This is a genomic window from Bacillus sp. FJAT-27251 (assembly GCF_001273925.1).
GTDB lineage: Bacteria > Bacillota > Bacilli > Bacillales > Cytobacillaceae > Mesobacillus_B.
Genome location: NZ_LIGG01000001.1, coordinates 3,025,049 through 3,046,391, shown reverse-complemented (window position 1 = coordinate 3,046,391; position 21,343 = coordinate 3,025,049). Strand labels below are relative to the sequence as shown.

General features: G+C 44.4%; 21 protein-coding genes. 5 read left to right on the top strand and 16 right to left on the bottom strand.

The window, feature by feature from the left end:
• Window positions 1-324: 324 nt before the first annotated feature.
• The 10 genes from ADU22_RS14135 to ADU22_RS14090 form a co-directional block, all read right to left on the bottom strand.
• Window positions 325-987: a putative endonuclease domain-containing protein gene (locus ADU22_RS14135; RefSeq protein ID WP_053362734.1), complete on the bottom strand. Its 663-nt coding sequence runs from the start codon at window positions 985-987 to the stop codon at window positions 325-327.
• A 354-nt stretch (window positions 988-1,341) separates the two neighbouring features.
• Window positions 1,342-2,499 carry a UxaA family hydrolase gene (locus ADU22_RS14130; RefSeq protein WP_053362733.1) on the bottom strand — a complete coding sequence of 386 codons (1,158 nt, stop codon included), beginning with the start codon at window positions 2,497-2,499 and terminating at the stop codon, window positions 1,342-1,344.
• Window positions 2,486-2,809, bottom strand: coding sequence for a UxaA family hydrolase (locus ADU22_RS14125; protein ID WP_053362732.1), 324 nt, complete (start codon window positions 2,807-2,809; stop codon window positions 2,486-2,488). The genes ADU22_RS14130 and ADU22_RS14125 overlap by 14 nt, the downstream gene beginning before the upstream one ends.
• A 19-nt stretch (window positions 2,810-2,828) precedes the next feature.
• Entirely contained in the window at window positions 2,829-3,953 is a 1,125-nt protein-coding gene (locus tag ADU22_RS14120; RefSeq protein WP_053362731.1) for a UxaA family hydrolase, read from the bottom strand.
• 45 nt (window positions 3,954-3,998) lie between these two features.
• Window positions 3,999-5,129 (bottom strand): 2-keto-3-deoxygluconate permease, encoded by a 1,131-nt coding sequence (locus ADU22_RS14115; protein WP_053362730.1) that lies wholly within the window; start codon window positions 5,127-5,129, stop codon window positions 3,999-4,001.
• A 156-nt stretch (window positions 5,130-5,285) separates the two neighbouring features.
• A complete protein-coding gene (locus tag ADU22_RS14110) occupies window positions 5,286-6,233 on the bottom strand; it encodes a fumarylacetoacetate hydrolase family protein (RefSeq protein ID WP_053362729.1) in 948 nt (315 codons plus the stop codon).
• 21 nt (window positions 6,234-6,254) lie between these two features.
• Window positions 6,255-7,205, bottom strand: a complete 951-nt coding sequence (locus ADU22_RS14105; protein WP_053362728.1) for a U32 family peptidase — start codon at window positions 7,203-7,205, stop codon at window positions 6,255-6,257.
• Between the two features lie 72 nt (window positions 7,206-7,277).
• Complete coding sequence (gene gucD / locus ADU22_RS14100; RefSeq protein ID WP_053362727.1) at window positions 7,278-8,744, bottom strand: alpha-ketoglutaric semialdehyde dehydrogenase GucD; 1,467 nt, start codon at window positions 8,742-8,744, stop codon at window positions 7,278-7,280.
• A 75-nt stretch (window positions 8,745-8,819) separates the two neighbouring features.
• Window positions 8,820-9,593, bottom strand: a complete 774-nt coding sequence (locus ADU22_RS14095; protein ID WP_053362726.1) for an IclR family transcriptional regulator — start codon at window positions 9,591-9,593, stop codon at window positions 8,820-8,822.
• A gap of 195 nt (window positions 9,594-9,788) precedes the next feature.
• A complete protein-coding gene (locus ADU22_RS14090) occupies window positions 9,789-10,157 on the bottom strand; it encodes a winged helix-turn-helix transcriptional regulator (RefSeq protein ID WP_053362725.1) in 369 nt (122 codons plus the stop codon).
• A gap of 123 nt (window positions 10,158-10,280) precedes the next feature.
• Between ADU22_RS14090 and hxlA the strand changes: the two genes are divergently transcribed.
• Together hxlA and hxlB are read left to right on the top strand one after the other, a co-directional pair.
• Window positions 10,281-10,979, top strand: coding sequence for a 3-hexulose-6-phosphate synthase (hxlA, locus tag ADU22_RS14085; RefSeq protein WP_156324354.1), 699 nt, complete (start codon window positions 10,281-10,283; stop codon window positions 10,977-10,979).
• Between the two features lie 7 nt (window positions 10,980-10,986).
• Window positions 10,987-11,544: a 6-phospho-3-hexuloisomerase gene (hxlB, locus tag ADU22_RS14080; protein WP_053362723.1), complete on the top strand. Its 558-nt coding sequence runs from the start codon at window positions 10,987-10,989 to the stop codon at window positions 11,542-11,544.
• Between the two features lie 75 nt (window positions 11,545-11,619).
• On the opposite strand, the gene ADU22_RS14075 is transcribed toward hxlB, so the two are convergent.
• The 4 genes from ADU22_RS14075 to ADU22_RS14060 all read right to left on the bottom strand — a co-directional run bounded on the left by ADU22_RS14075 (window position 11,620) and on the right by ADU22_RS14060 (window position 16,006).
• Window positions 11,620-12,138, bottom strand: coding sequence for an RNA polymerase sigma factor (locus tag ADU22_RS14075; protein WP_053362722.1), 519 nt, complete (start codon window positions 12,136-12,138; stop codon window positions 11,620-11,622).
• Window positions 12,139-12,161: 23 nt separating this feature from the next.
• A complete protein-coding gene (locus ADU22_RS14070) occupies window positions 12,162-14,366 on the bottom strand; it encodes a sensor histidine kinase (RefSeq protein ID WP_053362721.1) in 2,205 nt (734 codons plus the stop codon).
• Window positions 14,344-15,036 (bottom strand): response regulator transcription factor, encoded by a 693-nt coding sequence (locus ADU22_RS14065; RefSeq protein ID WP_053362720.1) that lies wholly within the window; start codon window positions 15,034-15,036, stop codon window positions 14,344-14,346. Before ADU22_RS14065 ends, ADU22_RS14070 begins: the two co-directional genes overlap by 23 nt.
• Before the next feature lie 199 nt (window positions 15,037-15,235).
• Window positions 15,236-16,006, bottom strand: coding sequence for an SDR family NAD(P)-dependent oxidoreductase (locus ADU22_RS14060; protein WP_053362719.1), 771 nt, complete (start codon window positions 16,004-16,006; stop codon window positions 15,236-15,238).
• 180 nt (window positions 16,007-16,186) lie between these two features.
• Between ADU22_RS14060 and ADU22_RS14055 the strand changes: the two genes are divergently transcribed.
• The 3 genes from ADU22_RS14055 to ADU22_RS14045 all read left to right on the top strand — a co-directional run bounded on the left by ADU22_RS14055 (window position 16,187) and on the right by ADU22_RS14045 (window position 19,045).
• Complete coding sequence (locus tag ADU22_RS14055) at window positions 16,187-16,777, top strand: TetR/AcrR family transcriptional regulator (RefSeq protein ID WP_053362718.1); 591 nt, start codon at window positions 16,187-16,189, stop codon at window positions 16,775-16,777.
• Window positions 16,778-17,334: 557 nt separating this feature from the next.
• The gene (locus ADU22_RS14050) at window positions 17,335-18,231 is read left to right on the top strand and encodes an EamA family transporter (RefSeq protein WP_053362717.1); all 897 of its coding nucleotides are present in this window, start codon (window positions 17,335-17,337) and stop codon (window positions 18,229-18,231) included.
• Between the two features lie 190 nt (window positions 18,232-18,421).
• A complete protein-coding gene (locus ADU22_RS14045; RefSeq protein WP_053362716.1) occupies window positions 18,422-19,045 on the top strand; it encodes a flavodoxin family protein in 624 nt (207 codons plus the stop codon).
• Window positions 19,046-19,174: 129 nt separating this feature from the next.
• On the opposite strand, the gene ADU22_RS24670 is transcribed toward ADU22_RS14045, so the two are convergent.
• Together ADU22_RS24670 and ADU22_RS14040 are read right to left on the bottom strand one after the other, a co-directional pair.
• The gene (locus ADU22_RS24670) at window positions 19,175-19,339 is read right to left on the bottom strand and encodes a hypothetical protein (RefSeq protein WP_156324353.1); all 165 of its coding nucleotides are present in this window, start codon (window positions 19,337-19,339) and stop codon (window positions 19,175-19,177) included.
• Window positions 19,340-19,762: 423 nt separating this feature from the next.
• Window positions 19,763-21,328: a YheC/YheD family protein gene (locus tag ADU22_RS14040; protein ID WP_053362715.1), complete on the bottom strand. Its 1,566-nt coding sequence runs from the start codon at window positions 21,326-21,328 to the stop codon at window positions 19,763-19,765.
• Window positions 21,329-21,343 lie beyond the last annotated feature (15 nt).

Genomic DNA, 21,343 nt, shown 5'->3' with positions numbered 1-21,343 from the left:
ATAAATAAAAAGTTGGCCGGTTCCTAGTCGAGGAACCAGCGGTGATGAATAAAAAGATGGCCGGTTCCTAGTCGAGGAGCCAGCGGTGATGAATAAAAAGTTGGCCGGTTCCTAGTCGACGAGCCAGCGCAAGTAAATAAGCGGAGAATTTCCGGCTAAATACGGATTAGAGCCTTTTTCGGGGGAAAATAGTGGGAGTTTTTCCGACTAAGCATAGCAAAATCACCCATTTTCGGGTTTTTTTAGTCAATAGACGGAATCTCTCCGCCTATTTAAGCTATTTTCCGGGCTAATTACCAAATAAGAGGAATTCCTCCGTCTATTTCAGACTGGCTGTTTAACCTGATCCCCCAACCGATAAGAGCGGATCCTCACATTCCCGGATGCGGGAATCAGCATCTTTTTATCAACCAGTTGAGATAAAACTTTTTTTACCGTCTTGTCACTTAGCTTCAAATACTTCCCGACTTCTAGAGGAGATATGGCTTCTCCTTTCCGAACCGCTAGCCGAAGCACTTCCTTTTCAACAAAGGACAGAGTGGTCTGGTCCAGTTCATCCCCCAGCCAACGGCCAATCACTTGCTGAACAATTTGCTGGCATCGGCGGGGCTTCTCTTCAACTTGGTCATAAGAAAAACGAATCACGGTCCACCCGTCAATCACCAACTGATTTTGCCGTTCCAGGCTATCGGAAAATTGCCATCTGCTTATGTTCTTTAAATGAGGGCCGTATCCGTCGATCTCAAAGCAAATCCGGATACCAGGACGAATATAAGCAAAGTCCAAATACCTTTTCCCATCCTTGAAATCATTGACTTCATATTCTGGATGCAAATACCGAAAATGGTGAAATAAAGGCCACCACACTTGTTTCAAGAACAACATTTCAGCATGATTGTGCCCTTCTTGTAAGCGCCGTAACCGTTCACCCGCTCTTGCCTGTGAGTGAGCATTCATAAAAGAATGGTAATCTTCTTCGAACCCCATAACATCTTGCCTCCTATCTTCTAATGGAATGTCCTTTTAAAAAAACTATTAAAGCCAATAAAGAATTTATATATAGAACACCGGACAAGAAAACTTCAAAAAGATTTTAAAATTAATGGGTATTACGCATGGAATTAGAATATGGGTAAATTGGAGAAATTAAAGGGTTGCAGAGGGGCTAAAATTAAAAGAGAAAACGAAGATAGAACTATTTTTAGTGTAATGGATTTCTAAAATAAATCATACTATTTTCTTTTTATTTCGATAAACACATCCATTTACCGGAGCAATTAACATAATGGAAAAAAACAATTGGCAGGCCCAAAGCCTGCCAATTTTAGGTTAAAACCGATCTTATATCGTCTCTGCCAATCTCCAAATCGCGAATTCCTGGTTTTTATGTTTTTCTGCGGCGGTTAACGAGCCGTTGGCTGTCTGCATGATGGTTTCATAGATTTCCTGTCCGATATCGTCGATCGAGCTGATGCCTTCAATGATTTTTCCGGCGTTGACATCGATATGCTCGGACATGATTTCATAGAGCTTGGGGTTAGTCCCGATTTTTATGACTGGAACAATTGGTGATCCTGTCGGAGAACCTTTGCCTGTGGAGAACAGCACTATTTGCGCTCCTCCTGCCGCAAGCCCTGCTACGGATTCCACATCATACCCTGGCGTATCCATAAACACAAAGCCTTTTTCAGTTGGCTTCTCGGCATAGGATAATACTTCCATTAAAGGAGAATTTCCTCCTTTTTTGATGCAGCCAAGCGATTTTTCTTCGAGGGTTGTCAGCCCGCCAGCCATATTCCCTGGTGTGGGATTTGCGGACCTGATGTCTTCCCCGGTGTCTTTAATCCTTTCTTCATAGTCCTTGACTATTTTCAGGAATTGTTCGCTTACCTTTGGGTTTACTGCCCGTTTTGCTAGAATATGCTCCGCACCGATGGCCTCGGTTGTCTCAGCCAAAATGGACGTGCCTCCATCCCGGACGACCAAATCGGAACAGGCCCCGATCGATGGATTGGCGGTTATTCCCGACCATGCGTCAGAACCCCCGCATTCCAGCCCAATGATTAATTCCGTCACATCCGCTGTTTCGGTCTGCTGACTGCGGCTTCGTTCCAAAGCCTTTTCTAGCCACAGCTTCCCTTCCTTAAGCACATCGGAAATTCCCTTGTTATTTTCAAAGGTAATGGCATGAACATAATGTCCTTCCGCTGCCAGCTCGCTGGCGATTTCCTCCGCCGGGTCACCCTGGCCCATTCCCAGGAAGAGGGCTGCACTGACATTTGGATGTCCTGCTGTCCCTTTCAGCGTCCTGACGGTCTGTTCCAGGTCCTCGGGATACTGGGCTTTTCCAGCCTGATGTGCGACAGGAATGACGCCTGGAACCAATTGAGCCAATTTCTTTGTAAGTCCGGCCAATTCGCCTACCGTATTGATGACAATCACATGGTTCCGGACACCAATTGTTCCGTTAGGCCGACGATAACCTTTAAAGGTTTTCATGAAACTGCACCTCCCTGAGAGCATCCAGGCGCTCTTCTTCCTTTAGTCCGCGTACATTGGATACATGAACATGGTACCCTGGCTGAATGTCTTCGGTGGAAATGCCCATGCATTCACCGTACTTGATAATTTTACTGTCCATTGCAATAGGCTCCAAGGCAATTTTATGCCCATACGGAATGTTTTCCATCACCTGGATTGCCCTGTCATTTCCCTGGATGGAAAGTTGCTCGCCTGGCTGCAGGCTTCTAAGGGCAACAGCCACGTTATCTTCAGGATTTAATATCAATGCGTTAAATAGTTGGCTCATCGCGTTTCCTCCATTCGGGTTAGAATGTCGTTCCTACATGCGGAATCGAAAATTCCCCCAACTCCATCTTCTCAAGATTCGTCTGCTTTCCTGAACAGATTTCAATCAGGGAGGCTACAAGATTCTCTGCCTGAGATTGAACTTCTTCAGTGGAGACTTTATAATCAACCAATTCATCGAAAGGGTCATTTGGATTTTCCGGCACAACCGTCATGCATGGCAAGGCAAGCGATCCTGTCAGGACTCCTCTCCCGCTCACGACCATCGCTATATTGCATCCGCTTGATGCCATATTGGAAAGGGCCTCCACAATATTGCCCGGCACCTTGATCAGGTGAAGCCCCGCCTCTGAAGGAGTTTGGCTATATCCAAGCAAACTTTTAATGGGGAATGTTCCGGTCATTTTAGCCTCAAGCTCAGCAAAGGTTTTTTCTTCTTCGGAAAACCCGCTTCCGAGGTTGGCAGGGTTATTGATGTTTTTCCAGCGTTTGCGATTTAATGATTCTGAAGCTGACAGCAGCATTTCTTTGACAGATGCGTTATCGGAACGTTCTGACAATAGTTCGCCTGCTGGTTCCAATGTTTGCGAATAGCCCATCATGACAGTGGCGCCGTTTTCTATTAAAATATCAACCGCTCCACCAATGACCGGGGCTGCAGATTGCAGTGAGGCCTCATCAAGGTCGATGGTCAGGATTCCGACGGTCAGGCTAGAGACCGGGACACTTTCCCGTTTTTCGCTTGCTGCCTCCCTGGCCCACTGTTCAACAATTCCCACACCTTTTTCAATGGTATTCGTCCCTCCGGCCATTTGCTGGATTCCAATCCCCTGCACCGGCTTTGTTTCGGGAATGCTTTCAAGCAGTCCGCTTACCTGGTTGGTTTCGCAACCCAAGCCAACGATCAGCGCAGAATGCAGATTGGGGTTGGACGCGATTCCCACAAGCATGTTTTTCGTAAGTTTAAAATCATCCCCCAGCTGGGCACAGCCATTCCCATGGACAAAAGGAACGGTACCTGGTACTTTTTCGGTAATTTCTTTGGCAACCACACTTGAACAGACAACAGAGCAGACCACCCCAACGTGGTTCCTTGTTCCAGCCGAACCATCTTCCCTTACATATCCTTCAAAAGATAATCCCAACGGTAATTTCCCCTTTCTATATATAGCCGTCAATGTATTAGTTTATCATATACTGGCGTCTTCAATAGTACCTGAGCTCTTGCCAGACGGCTTTTCGTCAAAAAATTCTATCTTTCCGTCAATTCCCCTTTTCTTTTGATACTTGTCCGCCAGAATTACCGCAATCGGAACCAAAAATGCTGTGCTGATCGTTGCTATCGAGATTTGCGCAGAAGCAACAGCCACAAGTCCTTGGTACACTTCCGCTTCAGCAGCCGTCATCAAGCCTGATCCAGCCGCCACAGTTGCCGCAGCTGCAATCGCTGCAGGTGTTGCCACTGCATTACCCGCAGTCGATGCCTCCGCCCATGGCGCGATAAAGCTCTTTTCACGGAAAAGCTTGAATGCGAGCACCATAGCCCCGCCGGAAAACAAAACCGTCATAACTGCAAGGACAAGTCCAGCTCCGACGACTTCAGGGTTAAAGAAATTGCCCAGATTCATGCCTGCACCTAACGCAAAAGCGAAGAAAGGAATGACAAGTGTTTCTCCGGCCGCTAAAAAGCTCCGAATCTCGTTATCCAGATTTCCCAAGATCATTCCAATTAAAATTGGCAACAAGACAGCAATAAAAGCAATTAATGGGAAGTTGGCTCCCATCATTCCCAAAGCCATCAAGGTGAAAAACGGCCCATCATTGAGAGAGAGTACGGCTGTTGCGCCAACATCCGAACGGTTTCCGTACTGCCCAGTTAAAGCGGCAAACATGCCTCCATTGCCATTTGTCATTGCTGCAATAATCGCCATTGTCGATAAGCCAAGGAAGCCGTTGACCGGATCGGAAAGCATTCCCCAAATCATCCCGACAGCAAAACCAGCCAAGTATTTGGATGTCGTTAAAAGGACACCCTTTTTCAATGCCCTTCCGCCTACCCTTAAATTCATCTGGCTTCCAGCACAAAACAGGAATAATGCACATAAAGTCAAAGCGCCGTCCTTAAACAAGGCTTGGGTAAAGCCTCCAATTTTCAGGAACTCGTAGTGCCCATCAGCTGTAGGTGCGACACCCAGGCTCTTCAGGATATCCATTATAAAAGGAAGGTGAAGCTGGTCAATGGTATTTAACAAGGCCCCTGCCAATAAAGGGATCACCATAAGACCGCCAGGAACTTTATCAATGGACTGTTTTATTTTCAAATTCTCCACTCTCCTCATTTACTTAGTTTAGAAGCAAATCATTTGAAACCGTTTACAAAACAACCGGACGGAAGGAGGTTTCCTTGGAAACCTGCTAAATCCGGTTGTTTTTTTGGTTAACAGAAGGAGTTAAAAACAAGGATGTGAAGGTTCCTCTTAGAGACTGGCAGCTGATTCTTTTTGGCCGCTCTTGTTTGTTGAAATGGCTTTTTTTACAGAGTTGGTCAAAGTTCCTATCTTCTCAATGGATACACTTAAGTTGTCCCCGTCTTTCAGCCAAACCTGGGGATCCCTTCCCATTCCAACACCAGGAGGAGTGCCTGTCGCAATGATATCTCCCGGTCTAAGAGTCATCGATTGTGAGAGATAGGAGACAATCTGGTTGACTTTGAAAATAAGGTTTTCGGTATTGGACTCCTGCATGATTTGACTGTTCAAAGTCAATGAAATATCAAGGCGGTGCGGGTCACCCACTTCATCTTTGGTTACGATGACAGGTCCTATTGGCGCAAAGGTGTCTGCTGATTTTCCGCGCGACCATTGTCCGTCGGCAAACTGCTGGTCTCTTGCACTAATGTCATTCATGATGGTGTAGCCGAAAATATACTCCTCCGCTTCTTCTTCTGACACATGCTTTGCTTCCTTCCCGATTACAATGGCGAGTTCCGCTTCATAGTCAACCTGGTTGGAGTTGACTGGAATTTCAATCGCTGCCTTTTCACCGATGATGGCGTTCGCATATTTTGAGAAGATAACTGGAGATGATGGAGGCTCCAATCCTGTTTCCTTGCAATGGTCCAAATAGTTCAGGCCGACGCAGATGAGCTTTTCCGGGTTTGAAACAGGAGGCAGAATCTCCACTTGCGAAACCGGCAGTGAATAATTCTCACCGCTTCCATCGTTAGCAAATTTTAAAAGGTCTTCGATATACGGCAGGAAAGTGTCACTTTGCTCAATGAGCTGTTTCATATCAGAGGGCAGACTGCTCCCGGAGGGATGATGCTTCTGATATTCTCTTTCCACTGCATGCAAATTTACGATTAGGTCCTCGCTTAAAATACCAAGCTGAGAGTCCGTTCCTCTTTTAAATGCCGCTAATTTCATAATATTCTCCACTCCTTTTCTTTAGCTGGTTGCGGTTACCTCATTTACCTTTGGAATTCCGAGGCCTTTGGCTCCGAGTTTAGACGTCTTTGCTTCAGGATAGTAACGTTCAATCATTTGAATGCCAATGGCAGCCCTGCGGACACGCTCGCGAACCAGCGCGATATTTGTGCTTTCCCATTGCTTGCCGGAAGGATAAACATCCGGATGGTTGCGCAGGCCAAATTTAATATATACTGGAGCAAGCACACGAATGATTTCAGGTATTTCATAATAACGAAGGAATCCACCCAGGTTATCGGGTACTTCAACGTACAGGTCGATCGGAATATCAATAGCCTGGCGGATGGAAGCAAGCTTTGAAAGGGTCAAAGCAGTCGGCACGTTATAGGTCCCGGCACCAAGATCCTGCATTAATCGGACTGAAACAGGATTTGCAGAACCCATTTGCACGGAAACTTTTACCACAAAGTCTTCCGGTAGCTGTCCATGCTTTTTCATTTCTTTTGTCAGCAGCAGCAGTCCTTCATCGGCCACCAATGCCCCTCTCAATCCAAGCTGGGCACCCCTTTTCAAATCTTCCATCGCATAAACAAGCTGATCGGCACCTTCATGGCGAAGGGCAATCGACTTTCCCCCGCTGGTCAGCGGCTGGGCGCTGATATCCCAAGTTCCGCGCGGTCCGACAAATAAACTGAGCTCCATCCCTCTTTCTGCCGTAAGCCTGCACATCTCCAGAATCTCTTCATCCGTTTGAAGCATAATTCCGCTCCCTTGCGAAACACGGTGGATGGTGAGCCCATACCGGTCAATTTCCTCCAGGGTCTCTTTCAGTGCGGCTGGTCCTTCCACACTCGGCAGTTCAATCCGGTACTGGGCACCGTCCGGAAATGTTTTCGTGGAGGTTGGAAGCTGTGATAAATCAGTTGATGGGTAACCTAGTTTCTCCAGCAATTCTCTTGATTCTTTCATGAATTACACCCTTCTTTCATCTAGGATTTTTGGCAGGGTCCGGGGAAACCAGACCCTGCAAAACGGTTTATTTTATGCCTTAATAAAAACGGTTTTAATCGCCGTGAAAAACTCTTTCGCTGCTTCCCCCTGCTCCCGGGAGCCTGTGCTGGAAGCTTTCATTCCGCCAAATGGAGCCTGCAGCTCCACTCCCGCACTTTCAGCATTGACACGTACCAGTCCGGCATCGATTTCATCCACAAATTCAAGCAGGGCTCCGATATTGCTTGTAAAAATGGAGGCACTCAACCCATATTTGGTATCATTGGCCATTTCAATTGCTTCCTCAAGGTTAGCTGCCTTGATCAATCCGATGACCGGGCCGAAAATTTCCTCCTGGGCGATTGCCATATCAGGTTTTACATCATCAAAGATAGCTGGAGATATGTAAAAGCCCTGGTCAAACCCTTCCCCTTCTAAAAGTTCTCCACCCAGGATAAGAGTAGCTCCTTCTTCCTTCCCCTTCTGAATATAGCTTTGGACTGTTTTAAATTGACTTTCACTGGCACAAGGCCCCATCCAGATTCCTTCGGCAAGGCCGTCGCCAACGGTAATTTTCTTTGTGGCTTCTACAAGCTTTTCTTTAAAATCTTCATAAACCTCCGATTCTACTATGACCCGGCTGGTTGCGGTACACTTTTGGCCAGTAGAACGAAAAGCCCCGCTGATGACTGCTTCGACTGCCTTATCCAGTTCAGCATCCCTTGCCACGATGACAGGATTCTTTCCTCCCATCTCCAATTGGAACTTAATCCCCTTGGCTGCAGCCGCTTTTGCCACACCTTCCCCGACTGTCTCGGAACCAGTAAATGTAATCGCATTCAATAAAGGGTGTTCTATCAGTGCCTGACCAATAACCGAACCTGATCCTGTTATAAAATTCACGACACCATCCGGGAATCCGGCCTTCTCAAAGCACTCAACCACTTTCGCAGCGGTAACAGCCGCCTCGGAAGCTGGTTTCAGGACAACTGTATTTCCATAAACTAGGGCAGGGGCCATCTTCCAGATCGGGATAGCGACAGGAAAATTCCATGGAGTAATGATACCGACAACTCCTAATGGCGAACGCTTGGTAAACATAAGCGCATCTTTATCGGAAGATGGAATCACGTCCCCTTCTTTTCTCATTCCTTCTCCTGCATAGTAGCGTAATATAGCTACACCCCGTGCTGTTTCCCCCTTTGCCTCCGGCAAGGTTTTTCCCATTTCCCTCGTCATTGTTTCAGCTATATCATCAAGGTTTTCTTCGAGAATATTTGCCGCCTTGAAAAGAAGTTGTCCCCTTGCGGCTTGGCCCATTTTCCTCCAGTTTTTTTTCGCTTGATGGGCCGCCTGGACAGCTTTATCCAAATCTGATTTAGACGAATTTTGGACATACCCGACAACCTCGGATTTATTGGCTGGATTGATGCTTTGGATTGTTTCTTTTGTCTCTGAGTCAACCCACTCATTGTTGATAAAATTTTTGTGCGTTCTCGATTCAACTGCTGTTTGCATGATCGCCACTCCTTTTTAAGAATTTTTTATCCAGAATCAACTGGCAGGAAGACCCTAGATTAATCAAGTTTCACTTTATGCTCTTTTTAAGCTGCTGGTATGGCCGGCGAACTGGGACAGCCTATAAGCAAGGCTGATGATTTCTTCCCTTGCCAGGTCCTGTTTTGCGTCCCAGCTGTTTGTCATCATCGTGAAACTGACACCGGCAATTATCTTATTTTCATAGTTATACACGGGTGCGGCTACACAATGAAATCCCAAAGAGGCTTCTTCATTTTCAATGGCATAGCCATTCTCTTTAGCAATTTTTACGTTTTCATAGAGTTCCTCAATGGTTGAAATCGTGTATGGTGTCTTCTTCTCCAGTTCGATAGGGAAAAGCCCTTTAAGCTCCTCTTTGTCATATTGTGTGAGCTGGATTTTTCCAATTGCCGAAGCATTGGCAGGGAACCGCATTCCTGGATCCGTTATTAATCTCACTCGTGAAGGCCCTTCCATTTTTCCCAGATATACTACATTTCCTTCTTCCAGGATCCCCAATTGAATATGTTCATTGATTTTGGAGACGGATAAGGCGGCTTCCTTATAGAATGATTGCAGGATGTTGAATTGCCTGAAATAGGCTGCGCTAACTGCACCCAGCGCCGGACCTAGTGTGTATGTATCCCCTTCCTCCTTAACAATCCATTTAAGGATTTCCATGGTATTTAACAAGGAATATAAGGAGCTTTTATTAATCCCCAGCTTTTTGGATAAATCGATCAAACGCATTTGATTGGGATACTCACCAATTTCCCGTAAGATGTTATCTGCTTTCTCCAGGGCGGGTACCCAATACTTTTCTTTCACTTGAGCTGCCTCCTTTCGGGTTCACTATAATAAACCAGGTTTTACATTTTAAACCTTGAATACAGTTTAACATACCGGTGTGAATTTTCAAATAATTTTTAAAAAAATAAAAACCATCCCCCTTCCTTTTCTTTTAAGGATGGGAAATGGTTTGTTCCTGTTATATCTGCGTACAACTTGTCCAAACAAAATTTTCTATTTAACTGCAGAGTGACCACTATCTTCTTTTTTTTCAAAAACATTTTCCATATAATCCTTGCCCCATTCATACATGGCATCCAATATCGGCAGCAGACTTTTTCCATGTTCAGTAAGGGAGTATTCAACTTTCGGCGGCACGACGGGGTAAACTTCCCGATGCACGATTAAATGATCTTCAAGTTCACGTAATTGGTTTACAAGCATTCTTTGGGTAATCCCCGGCATAAGGGCCTTTAACTCACCAAATCGTTTCGTCCCTTCCTTGCCTAGATGCCACAAAATCAACATTTTCCATTTGCCCCCAATGACGGCAAGCGTTAATTCTTTTTCACAGTTAAAGCTTTTCGCTTCCAAATTTGGCATTTGCGTCACCTCCCCTTTATTTTAACCCATAGTATACTTTTTAGCACTATATGCTTTAATAGTGCGTACTTTTAATTTATTAATATACGGGTATACTTTAACAGAGTACTGGTATGTGAATAGATTTACAAAGAAGCCTTTGCATCTGTCACAGGACCAGCAATACAGAAAATAAGGAGGAACATATACATGCAATTACAATTAGCATTAGATCTTGTCGATATTCCAGGAGCAATCGAAGTAGTAAAAGAGGTAGAAGAGCATATTGATGTCGTAGAGATTGGTACACCTGTCGTCATCAATGAAGGACTTAAAGCAGTGAAAGAAATAAAAGCTGCCTTCCCTAACTTATCGGTATTGGCAGACTTGAAAATCATGGATGCAGCCGGATATGAAGTAAGCCAGGCATCTGCTGCTGGTGCTGACATCATTACGATTCTTGGAGCAGCCGAAGACGAGTCCATTAAAGGTGCAGTTGAAGAAGCGAGAAAACAAGGGAAACAAATCCTCGTTGACATGATTGCGGTGAAAGACATTGCAGCCCGTGCAAAAGAATTGGACGAACTTGGTGTGGATTATATCTGTGTACACACAGGTTACGACCTGCAAGCAGTAGGACAAAATTCATTTGAAGATCTGCAGACAATCAAAAGCGTTGTGAAAAATGCCAAAACGGCCATTGCCGGCGGCATCAAGCTGGAAACTCTTCCGGAAGTAATCAAGGCACAGCCTGACCTCATCATTGTAGGCGGCGGCATCACAAGCAAAGATAACAAGAAAGCTGCTGCACGCGAGATGAAGGAATTAATTCAACAAGGGTAAGGCAACGATGCAAACAACTCAATATTTAGCGAAAGTTGTGGAAGAATTAAGCCAAACGGTACCCTTGATCTCTGACTCGGAAGCAGAGAAATTAGTGAACCAGATCCTGGAATCCCGTAAAGTTTTTGTGGCTGGTGCCGGCCGATCCGGCTTTATGGGAAAATCCTTTGTCATGCGTATGATGCATATGGGAATTGACGCCTATGCAGTGGGTGAAACGGTAACAGCTAACCTTGAAAAGGATGATCTATTGATTATTGGATCAGGGTCAGGAGAAACCAAAACACTGGTTGCCATTGCTGAAAAAGCGAAAAGCCTGGGGGGCACAGTCGCCGCCATCACCATTTCTCCTGAATCAACTATAGGGGAATTGGCTGATATCCTGGTGAAATTGCCCGGAGTCACAAAAGACCAGTCTGCAGGTGATTATAAGACGATCCAGCCGATGGGATCATTATTCGAGCAAACCATGCTGCTGTTTTATGATGCCTTGATCCTGCGTTTTATGGAGAAAAAAGGCTTGGATTCGAATAAGATGTATGGTAAACATGCTAATTTGGAATAAAAAAAGAGCCAGAAACGGCCATTTGTCCGTTTCTGGCTCTTATTATTTATCAGCTTGTACATAGATGGAACCATCTCAGGCAATATCAAGTTCCCCCACAATAAGCTTTAATTGATTCCTGGCCCGATAAAACCTCGTTTTTACCGTGCTGGGTTTCACATCAAGGAGGCTGGCAATCTCGGCTTCCTTTAACCCGCATTCCACTTTAAGATGGAACACCTTTTGCTGTTCCAGTGTCAGCTCCTGAAAAGACTGCCGGATCTTTTCCTTTAACATGATGGCTTCCACTTCCTGCTCGACACTTTCCAATGAGTGGGTTGTGAGAGCCTCCATTATTCCCTGCTCGATCGGTACGGCCATGTTTCTTTTTTGTTTTCTGAGAAAATCAATCGCCGTTCTGACAGCAATGGTGGAAAGCCAGGCACCGACCTTGCCATTCTCCTGAATGTCAGTGGATTTTTTATAAGCTTTTATAAATGTCTCCTGGACGATATCCTCGGCAAGCTGCCAGTCTTTGATGATCGCGTAGCAAGTATGGAGCAGCCGTTTATGAAATATGGTATAGATTTCTTCAAAGTTTATTGTATTTTCCATTGCTCTCTCCCTAATGTTCCATCTCATTCCGTTCCCATTTTTATTTTGACTTTGGCCTTAAATAGATCACCATCTGCTTCTATATCCAGAGAACCTCCATGAAGGTCCACAATTGACTGGGCAATTGCGAGCCCCAGCCCCGAACCATCCGTATGACGGGATGTATCCCCGCGTTTGAATCGCTCAAAAAGCTCATCCACATTTTCGCTCAGTTCATATTTGGATACATTTTTAAACGTGATTTCTGCAAAATCACCGACAGACTGCACCAAAATATAGACGCGCGTATTTTCAAGTGAATACTTGAGGATATTCCCGATTAAATTATCAAATACCCGCCAAAGCTTCTGGCCATCCACGAGGGCATAAACCGGCGCATCCGGCTGGCTGATGCGAAACTGCAGTCCCGAAGAATGGATGGAGCTGTCATGCTCGGCAAGCGCCTGCTGCAGGAGTTGGACAAGGTCCACCTTTTCCCTCTTGAGCTCGATATTCCCGCTTGCCATTTTTGACACCTCGAACAGATCATCAATCAGCACCTTCAGACGCTTCGACTTTCTGTCAATGATTTCAAGATAGGCTGAACGGTCCTCTTCCGGCAAATCTGCCGCTTTCAGGAGTTCAGTGTACGTAATGATGGAGGTCAGCGGGGTTCGCAGGTCATGGCTGACATTGGTGATCAGCTCGGTTTTCAGCCTTTCGCTTTTGGCCTGCTCGCTCTGCGATTTTTTAACTCCCTGCTTCAATTGATTCAGATTCCCCGCCAGCTTTCCAAGTACGGATTTTCCTTTTACAGGAAGATCAGGCCCAAGCTGTCCCGCGGCAAGGCTATTCGTCCGTTCGGTAATCACGCTGAAATAACGGATTTTTTTTACGAAAAGGACGAAAATGGCTGCCATTGCCAACAGATACAGCATCACATAGATTGGAAGGAAATGAGGGTAAACTCCGATGACCATGACCGTGAAAAGGCCAAGACCGAATAAAAGCACAAACCCTATCCCCGCCTGCCGGCCAAAGCTCTGTCCGGAGTATAGGGCACTGATTTCCTTCCACCCCCGGAAAATCATCGTCCTTTCCCATTCGTGTTTGATTCTTTTCCAGGACTTCAATGAAGGAAGGAGAAACCTGGCCTGCAAAAGGAAGATTCCGACAAAAAATGCTGCTCCCGCAAGAGCTATCAATAGTTCAATCGCATCCACCGGGTTATACACATAAGCCAGCTTATCTGCGGTGATGAACAGAAAAGGAATGCCAGCCATCCATAATATGAATAGAAGGAACAGCCTCGCATCAAGCGGCAGTTTTTCGTAGCTGGGCCTTAAGTCTTCCAGCTCGGCAGGAATCACCCTTCTTCTTTTCATGACAAACAGACATAAAACAAGTGCAACAAACGCGGCAATTGAAGTCACATAGGAAATGATTTGCTCACGGTTATACTGCTTGTAGCCGGCCATGATTGGATGGGAAGAAGACAGGGACTTTGGAACCCCAATCCAGCTTTCATACGTTCTCTCGGGAATGATCGAATCGATGGAATCTTCAAATCCCAGTCCATAGGAGTAAAAAAAGTCATTACTGTACACATTGCTTGTTTTATAGAGAAAATCTTGATTATTGAATGCTTCTCGGTAGGTTTGCCCTGCGGATTTTTCAAGATTGCTGTATTCCTCGCCGGTGGCGGTATCTTTAAAATAATAGACCAGGCTGTCTTTATATGGCTGATAATCTTGATGAAGTTTTTCCTTTTGCCGGTAGAACTGCTCAAGCTGCTTTTCTTTCTCTGCGACGACTTTCGGCCGGACATGATCATCGCTTTTAAAATTATTGGTGATGTCCTCGATTTTCTTGTCCCGCTCCGCCTTATAGAAGTCGGCCGCCTCCTGGTTGCCGGCACCCTCGGCTTCAGCAATCTGCCCTTCATACTGGCTCTTGATTATGTTGATTTGTTCGACCAGATTCCCATAACGGTGGCGATGTTCCTGAATTTCCTCCTCCGTTACCGTGATGCCCTTCTTTGCCTCATCCAGGCTCATTTCATCCAGTTCAAACAGGCCGACGTATTGGACAAACTGAATCAGATTGTCATGGAATTCCATGCTTTCAAAATAACCCTTGCCAAAATAATGGTTTCCTTTTATATAGAGATGCAGCATTCCGCTAAGCCCAAACGTGAACAAGATCAGCCAGGCGGCCGCAATTGCCCTACTTTTCCATTTTGTATCCAATGCCCCATACCACCTTTAATAATCTTGGATTCTTCGGATCAATCTCAATCTTTTCGCGGATTTTCCGTATATGTACAGCCACTGTATTTTCGGCATTATAACCAGGCTCCTGCCATACCCGCTCATAAATTTCATTGATGGAAAACACCCTGCCCGCATGGAGCATCAGCAATTCCACTATTTTATACTCGATTGGCGTCAGCTTGACATGGTCGCCATGAAGCTTCACTTCCTTAGCTTCCTGGTCTAGGACAAGGCCATTCAAGTCCACCACTTTTTTGATGCCTTGATACGTACCGAGCGTGACATACCTTCTCAGCTGGGATTTAACGCGCGCGACCAGCTCCATCGGATTGAACGGCTTGGTCACATAATCGTCCGCCCCTACCTGAAGGCCCAAAATTTTGTCTGTGTCTTCACTTTTGGCACTCAGGATAATGATCGGGATATTCTGCTTTTCACGAATTTTAAAGGTGGCTGAAATCCCATCGAGCCGCGGCATCATCACATCAAGCACAATCAGGTGGACAGCCTGTTCGCTCAGGATTTCCAGTGCTTCGATTCCATCCTTTGCCTTGAGGACGGTAATCCCCTCATTTCGCAAATAAATTTCGATTGCATCTCTTATCTCTTTATCATCATCAACAACCAGGACGTAATATTGGTCCATCCGTTCTCCCCCCTAAACTCTACATTCTTATCCTACCGGAAAAAACTTAACAATCCAGCAGGATTTTTCTTAAGAATTTCTTAATATGCTTAGTCAAAAAAAAAGAAGCATAGGGATGCACCCTTTGCTTCTGCAAAAATTCCTTAATTGTCCTATTAATAATAACATTTTATCTAAAAAACAAGAAGTACGCGTCCCTTTAACGCGAAGTATACCCTGCATCTGCATGAATTGTGGTGCCTGTTACATAAGAAGAGGCGTCTGAAGCTAACCAAAGGCTTGCCTGCGCGATTTCTTCCGCTTGTCCAAATCGGTTCAGCAGGCTAAGCTGAGGAGCATATTCTTCTTCTGTCAAGCCGAATTGGTCCAGTGCTCCACGAAGCATTGGAGTATCAATCGCACCTGGGGCCACAGAGTTTACACGAATGTTCTGCGGACCATTTTCCATTGCAGCTACTTTTGTCATCCCAACAACACCGTGTTTGGCAGCAACATAAGCGATATTGTTTGGCTGCGGACGGAAGCCGCTTACAGATGAAATGTTGATAATCGAGCCGCCGTGCCCCTGTTTTTGCATTTGCTGCAACTCGTATTTCATGCAAAGCGCCGTACCTTTCAAATCCACTGCAATCAAACGGTCCCAATATTCCTCATCGAATTCGGCTGCAGGCTTATCATCTGGAGTCAACGCAGCATTATTTACCGCTACGTCTAATTTCCCATATGTATCAACGGCAAATTTCACCATCGCTTGGACATCATTTGAATTTGAAATATCCACTTTAACAAAGGCGGCCTCGCCTCCATTGGCATTAATAGCTTCTGTTACAGCACGTCCCTTTTCTTCGTTAAAGTCAGCAATGACCACTTTCGCTTTAGCTTCCGCAAATAGCCTTGCCGTAGCCTCACCCATGCCCATTGCCGCACCTGTAATGATGGCTACTTTTCCTTCTAACACTGGAAATGTCATATGAATTCCTCCTCAATCTGCTATAACTCTATTTTCACTTTTACTATAGTAAAAATACATACTTCCCACAATCAACAGGTTGTGACCTCTTGCTCGTTACTATACAGATATAGTATATTTGTACAGAAAAATTTGCGGATATCTCTCTTTTCACCCATACTATAGAAGAGGTGAACGAGCATGTTACTGCATACAGATAAACGAATTCAGCGCTCAAAAACAGCATTAAAGCAGGTTTGTATCAATCTGCTTTTTCAGAAACCCTTTGAATCGATAACCATTTCGGAAATTGTGCGAGCGGCGGATTATAATCGCGGAACCTTTTATGCTAATTTTAGTTCCAAGGAAGATTTGCTAGAGGAAATCATCCAGGATGTACTTGCAGAAATGATCCAACAAATCAGGAACCCCTACAAGACAATGAAGAAAGTCAGTCTGCTTGAAATACGTGCTGATGACATAACCTTATTTCATTATTTAAAAGAAAATGAAAAGCTTTATCGTTTATTGTTAAGTGATCATATCCGGGTCGACTTCCGGCACAAAATGGCAAAAGCGATAGAGGAATTATTTATCAGGGAATATGAGTATGTCCTAAATGAAGAAACAGAAGTGAGCCTCGAATGGCTTTATATTTACCGGGCTCACGGAGTCGCGGGGCTGATCATTCGGTGGATCGAGGAAGATTTTCCTGCATCACCTGAATATATGGCCAGGCAAGTTGTCGAGCTGATGCTTGTTTCAACAGCTTATTTTACGATTAAGGAATAAAATGCTGATCATATGCAAATGTAACGCAAAACAACAAGACTTCACAAAAACACTTGATGGAGTGACCGTTTACAACGGAGAAGAGTTCTCGTCTTAAAGAATGCTTTGAATCTGTCTAAAAAAAGGATGGAAGGGTGCCCCGATAACTTTTAGTGGCACCTTTTTAGAATGGTAAAGGGGGAGAAAAATAGCTCAAGAACTGATTTATAACGTCAAAAGGGAATATGGGATAGGTTTTAGACTTCATAGACGGAGAAATTCCGGCTAATGCACATTGGAGAGGCTTAAGAAGCAGATATAAGCGGACATATTCCGATTAAGTTCTCTAAATAAGATAAAATTCAAGGATTTTGATCAAATAAACGGAAAAACTTCCCTTATTTTTAGGGAAATATGGGTATTTCCCAAAATAAACGGAATTTCTCCATTTATTTTTCACATCAAAGGTAAATCAACATTCGCTTTTTCATAAACAAAAAGGTCCAAACCCATCCCTCCTTTTTTCTGTTATATGATATGATAGTATAGTAAGTTTCAAGCAACACGGAGGTAGATCAATGAAATTCAATAAAGGTATTTTGTTTGTATTGCTGGGTGCTGGATGCTTTGGCTTTACGCCGATATTTGCCAAATTGGGGTTTAGCTACGGTTACTCGCTTGGCCAGATCAATATCGTCCAAATGCTGATTTCAGCATTTTTATTATGGTCTCTTACCTTGATTAAACGCGCGAGTTTCAAAGGAGTGAACAGGAAGAATGTTCTTCCAATCATGATGAACGGCTGTTTAATCGGCTTAACCAGCGTTTTTTATTATGGCTCGATGCAATATTTGCCGGCATCACTGGCGATCATTTTAATGTTCCAGTTCGTTTGGATCGGCAGCCTCTTAGAATGGGCTTTCAGCAGAGTCAAACCTGCACCGCAAACATTTCTTTCCATCGTCCTGATTTTAATCGGGGTCTTTTTCGCTTCGAATATCATCCATGGAGACATACAGGGATTGCCTGTAAAAGGTTTGATATTGGGCATTTTATCTGCATTCACGTATGCAGGTTTTATTTTTTTCAGTGGAAAGGTCGCTGTAAACGTGGATCCGTTGACGCGGAGTTCATTAATGGTGACAGGTTCAGCCATTTTAATTCTTGCACTGTTCATGCGTGACATCCCGACGGTAATCCCTCTGGAGGCCAATCTGTTAACGACAGCTCTTGGAGTTTCGCTATTTGGTGCCGTCCTTCCGCCATTGTTTTACGCGGTAGGCGCCCCTTTGATTCCCGGGGGAGTGGCCAATATCCTGACATCAGTTGAATTGCCGATCGCCATCCTCTCAGCCAGCCTGATTTTGTCTGAGATCGTCACCCCGCTTCAGTGGGTGGGCATATCGATCATTTTAATCGCGATCGCCTTAAATGAACTTGGATCGAACTTTATCCGGATGAGGAAACGTTATTAGCCAAGCAAGCCGGCCTCCTGTAAGGGGGCTTTTTTTTGTGGCTCGAGGGCCATTTTCCGGAATGTACAACCCGTAGTCCAATCTGGAAGATGGAGGATGTTCGGTGGACAAGGTTTTTAATGAATGTTTGTTTGAAGTGGTTTCTTAAGGGTATTCGACAAATGAGAACATGTAAAAGGAGAGTCCGAAAATGCAGCCACTAAAAGCATTGTTTTTAAACTGCTCATTGAAAAAATCAGATGAAACATCCAATACGGAGGGGTTCATGCATGATGTTCAATTCCATTTTAATCAGCTGGGAGTCGAATCCGAAATCATCCGGTTAGCTGATTTCAACATTGCTCTTGGAATGGCAGAAGACATGGGAAATGGGGATGAATGGCCGCGTATTTTGGAAAAAGTCAAAGCATCCGATATCCTTATAATTGGCACGCCTATTTGGCTAGGTGAAAAAAGCTCCCTGGCCACGCAGGCGATCGAGCGTCTTTATGCCAGCAGCAGTACAACCAATGAAAAAGGACAGGCGATTTTTTATAACAAGGTCGGCGGAACGGTTGTGACCGGGAATGAAGACGGTGCTAAACATTCAGCAGCCTCTATCCTCTACGGCCTTTCCCATATCGGATTTGTCATCCCGCCAAACGTAGACGCCTATTGGGTGGGTGAAGCAGGGCCAGGTCCATCTTATTTGGATTCCGGGCGCGAGAATGAGTTCACGACCGCAGCGATTAAACGCCTTGCTTACAATACTTATCATTTGGCAAGCATGCTGAGAAATGAGCCACTTCCCGCCGAGGGGAATACACTTGAATAAGGGACGAGACAGTCGCAAAAATGGAATAGCGTTTAAGTGAAAAACCTTAGCAACAGTGTGGGTTATTTAAAGAGGATAGCAGCGGACTATCCTCTTTAAACGCTTTTTCAGCATACACCCTGCCTGATTCTACCCAACGACTTTGCTTTCAGCGGCTTCATAGACGGACATCAATTCCTTATCATCCATCTTGTACACCTGGTTCGGGTTAAGCCTGCTGTTCCCATCCAAAACAGACTCCTCTAAACGGTACCTTTCTGTTTCATTCAAGAAGTAGCGCTTGACGATTAACATGCTCTTCGTTCTCCCTTCCCTATCACTTTCTTAAGTCCAAAGTAAAAATGACAAATACGTTCACTGTAATACCCACCTCATTCGCAAAATACTCCACTTGTTTAAAATTTTCAGTAAAATGGGAAAAGAGTCACGCTGTTATTGGCCGCTGGTATGGGTTGGTATTTTGTGTGCAGAAAGACCCTGATTTGAGTTTTTATAGACTTGGGACGTGGGCTGTAATGACGGTTTTATGGTATTCAATAGGCGAGGAGATTTTGATTTACCTGTGTAGTTAGCACATAGTGTAATTAGTTTTAGTTTCTGTTCCTCTCTATCTGCTTTTCTTTCTCTGCGACAACTTTCGGCCAAGAATTACTTGATGTGGTTATAGAAAAAAGCCTATCTTTCCAAACCATTTAGAAAGAATAGGCTTTCGTTTATTCATCTGTTTTTCCAGTAGTTTCGAATCTCCATTATTCTGTTGAACATGGTTTTGTCTTCTAGCTCGTCAAATCCATACAAGTTAGGCCATATGTTTACTTCTATGATCCAGGGAAAGAAGTCCCGGTCTACACCAATATCAATTCCAATGGCATCCAAATTATATATAGGAGCAATTTTCTCTCCGAGTTCCTTCAGTTTGATTTTAAATGCCTGAACTTGTTCATCACTCATATACTGGGCTAATAGGGGTTCTACCTGGTATCCCTGCCCGTGATTAGCGATATTGGTAACAACCCTTTGAGATTGGGCAACACGTCCAGCCATGCCAGTGACTTCAAACTTGTGATCGGGGGTCCGCTGTACCAAGACCCGGAAATCAAAGATGCGTCCTTCATATTTTAATAAATGGATTCCCTTTTGAATCAGACATTTTTTGTTTTTTGTTTTCCGCTTTTTCATCATATCTTTTATCTGTTTGTCTAATGATGCAAATAACTCAGCAAAGGAATCAAAGGAATAGACTTTCGTCTCTCTTTGAAACATGTAGCGATCGGAACCATCTTCATTCTTCACACGCTCCACCCTGAATACACCCCTGCCCATACTCCAATTGTCCGGCTTGACATAAACCATTTGGTGTCTGTCCAGCATATCAGACAGGTTTTCGTGGTTAAACCATTGGGTTTCCGGAACATGCTGGCGAAACTCACTTTGTTTCTCCAAAACATTCTTTAGTTTCCATTTGCTCCTTTTTTTTATCGGTTTGGCCTTCACAGGTTCCTCTCCACGATATCCTGTAAAGTTGGATTCTATTTTTTCATATGTTTCCATATCGGTTATTTTAAAACTTTTAAACCTAGGCTCCAGATTCACCTCAATCAGCCATGGCTTGATGTTTTCATCGTATCCAATGTCAAAACCAAGTATTTGCAGTTGATTGCATTGGGCGGATAATTCATTGGCCATTTTAACCACCAGGTTTTCAAGCTGTTCTTTGTATACCGGAATTTCTTCTTTGGAAAGGAAGCTGGCCATGACCTGTTCATATTTCATCGGGGTTCCGCTGCTCGAATAGTTCGTTACGATTTTCGCAGGATGCGCCACTCTTGCTAGCATACCAGCTGATTCCCACTTCTTTGTTTTCTTGTTTAACTGGACAATGACTCTTATATCAAATGATCGATTTTCATATTTTAACAGCGGGACTCCCTGTTGGATCATATACCTGCCCTGGCCCCGCTTGCTTTTTGTTTGGATTTTATCAATCTTTTTTTTCAAGGAAAAATATAATTTGCCAATCGTCTTGAATGTCTTTGTTTTTTTTATATGATGGTAGGTATATATCCGTTCATCTCTGTCCTCACCGGTTTCGACTTTTATAACACCGACTCCCCCGGTACCGCGGGATGGTTTGACAAATACTGCCTGATGCTTTTGAAGCATACTCTTAAGGTTCTTTTTATTCAGCCACTTTGTTTCTGGTAGATAGTCTTTTATTTCAAAATTCTTTTTCAATACCTTTGTTTTTTGCCATTTACTCGCTAACTTTTCAAAGGAGATCATTATGGCACCTTCTAT

What these genes read in the sequence shown, in the direction of transcription:
- ADU22_RS14065 (WP_053362720.1), bottom strand. Translation starts at nt 15,036, where the DNA reads ATGGACCAATATTACGTCCTGGTTGTTGATGATGATAAAGAGATAAGA.
- ADU22_RS14135 (WP_053362734.1), bottom strand. Translation starts at nt 987, where the DNA reads ATGGGGTTCGAAGAAGATTACCATTCTTTTATGAATGCTCACTCACAG.
- ADU22_RS14130 (WP_053362733.1), bottom strand. Translation starts at nt 2,499, where the DNA reads ATGAAAACCTTTAAAGGTTATCGTCGGCCTAACGGAACAATTGGTGTC.
- ADU22_RS14090 (WP_053362725.1), bottom strand. Translation starts at nt 10,157, where the DNA reads ATGCCAAATTTGGAAGCGAAAAGCTTTAACTGTGAAAAAGAATTAACG.
- ADU22_RS14075 (WP_053362722.1), bottom strand. Translation starts at nt 12,138, where the DNA reads ATGGAAAATACAATAAACTTTGAAGAAATCTATACCATATTTCATAAA.
- ADU22_RS24670 (WP_156324353.1), bottom strand. Translation starts at nt 19,339, where the DNA reads ATGTTAATCGTCAAGCGCTACTTCTTGAATGAAACAGAAAGGTACCGT.
- ADU22_RS14060 (WP_053362719.1), bottom strand. Translation starts at nt 16,006, where the DNA reads ATGACATTTCCAGTGTTAGAAGGAAAAGTAGCCATCATTACAGGTGCG.
- ADU22_RS14110 (WP_053362729.1), bottom strand. Translation starts at nt 6,233, where the DNA reads ATGAAATTAGCGGCATTTAAAAGAGGAACGGACTCTCAGCTTGGTATT.
- ADU22_RS14105 (WP_053362728.1), bottom strand. Translation starts at nt 7,205, where the DNA reads ATGAAAGAATCAAGAGAATTGCTGGAGAAACTAGGTTACCCATCAACT.
- ADU22_RS14040 (WP_053362715.1), bottom strand. Translation starts at nt 21,328, where the DNA reads ATGATCTCCTTTGAAAAGTTAGCGAGTAAATGGCAAAAAACAAAGGTA.
- ADU22_RS14045 (WP_053362716.1), top strand. Translation starts at nt 18,422, where the DNA reads ATGCAGCCACTAAAAGCATTGTTTTTAAACTGCTCATTGAAAAAATCA.
- gucD (WP_053362727.1), bottom strand. Translation starts at nt 8,744, where the DNA reads ATGCAAACAGCAGTTGAATCGAGAACGCACAAAAATTTTATCAACAAT.
- ADU22_RS14055 (WP_053362718.1), top strand. Translation starts at nt 16,187, where the DNA reads ATGTTACTGCATACAGATAAACGAATTCAGCGCTCAAAAACAGCATTA.
- hxlB (WP_053362723.1), top strand. Translation starts at nt 10,987, where the DNA reads ATGCAAACAACTCAATATTTAGCGAAAGTTGTGGAAGAATTAAGCCAA.
- ADU22_RS14125 (WP_053362732.1), bottom strand. Translation starts at nt 2,809, where the DNA reads ATGAGCCAACTATTTAACGCATTGATATTAAATCCTGAAGATAACGTG.
- ADU22_RS14050 (WP_053362717.1), top strand. Translation starts at nt 17,335, where the DNA reads ATGAAATTCAATAAAGGTATTTTGTTTGTATTGCTGGGTGCTGGATGC.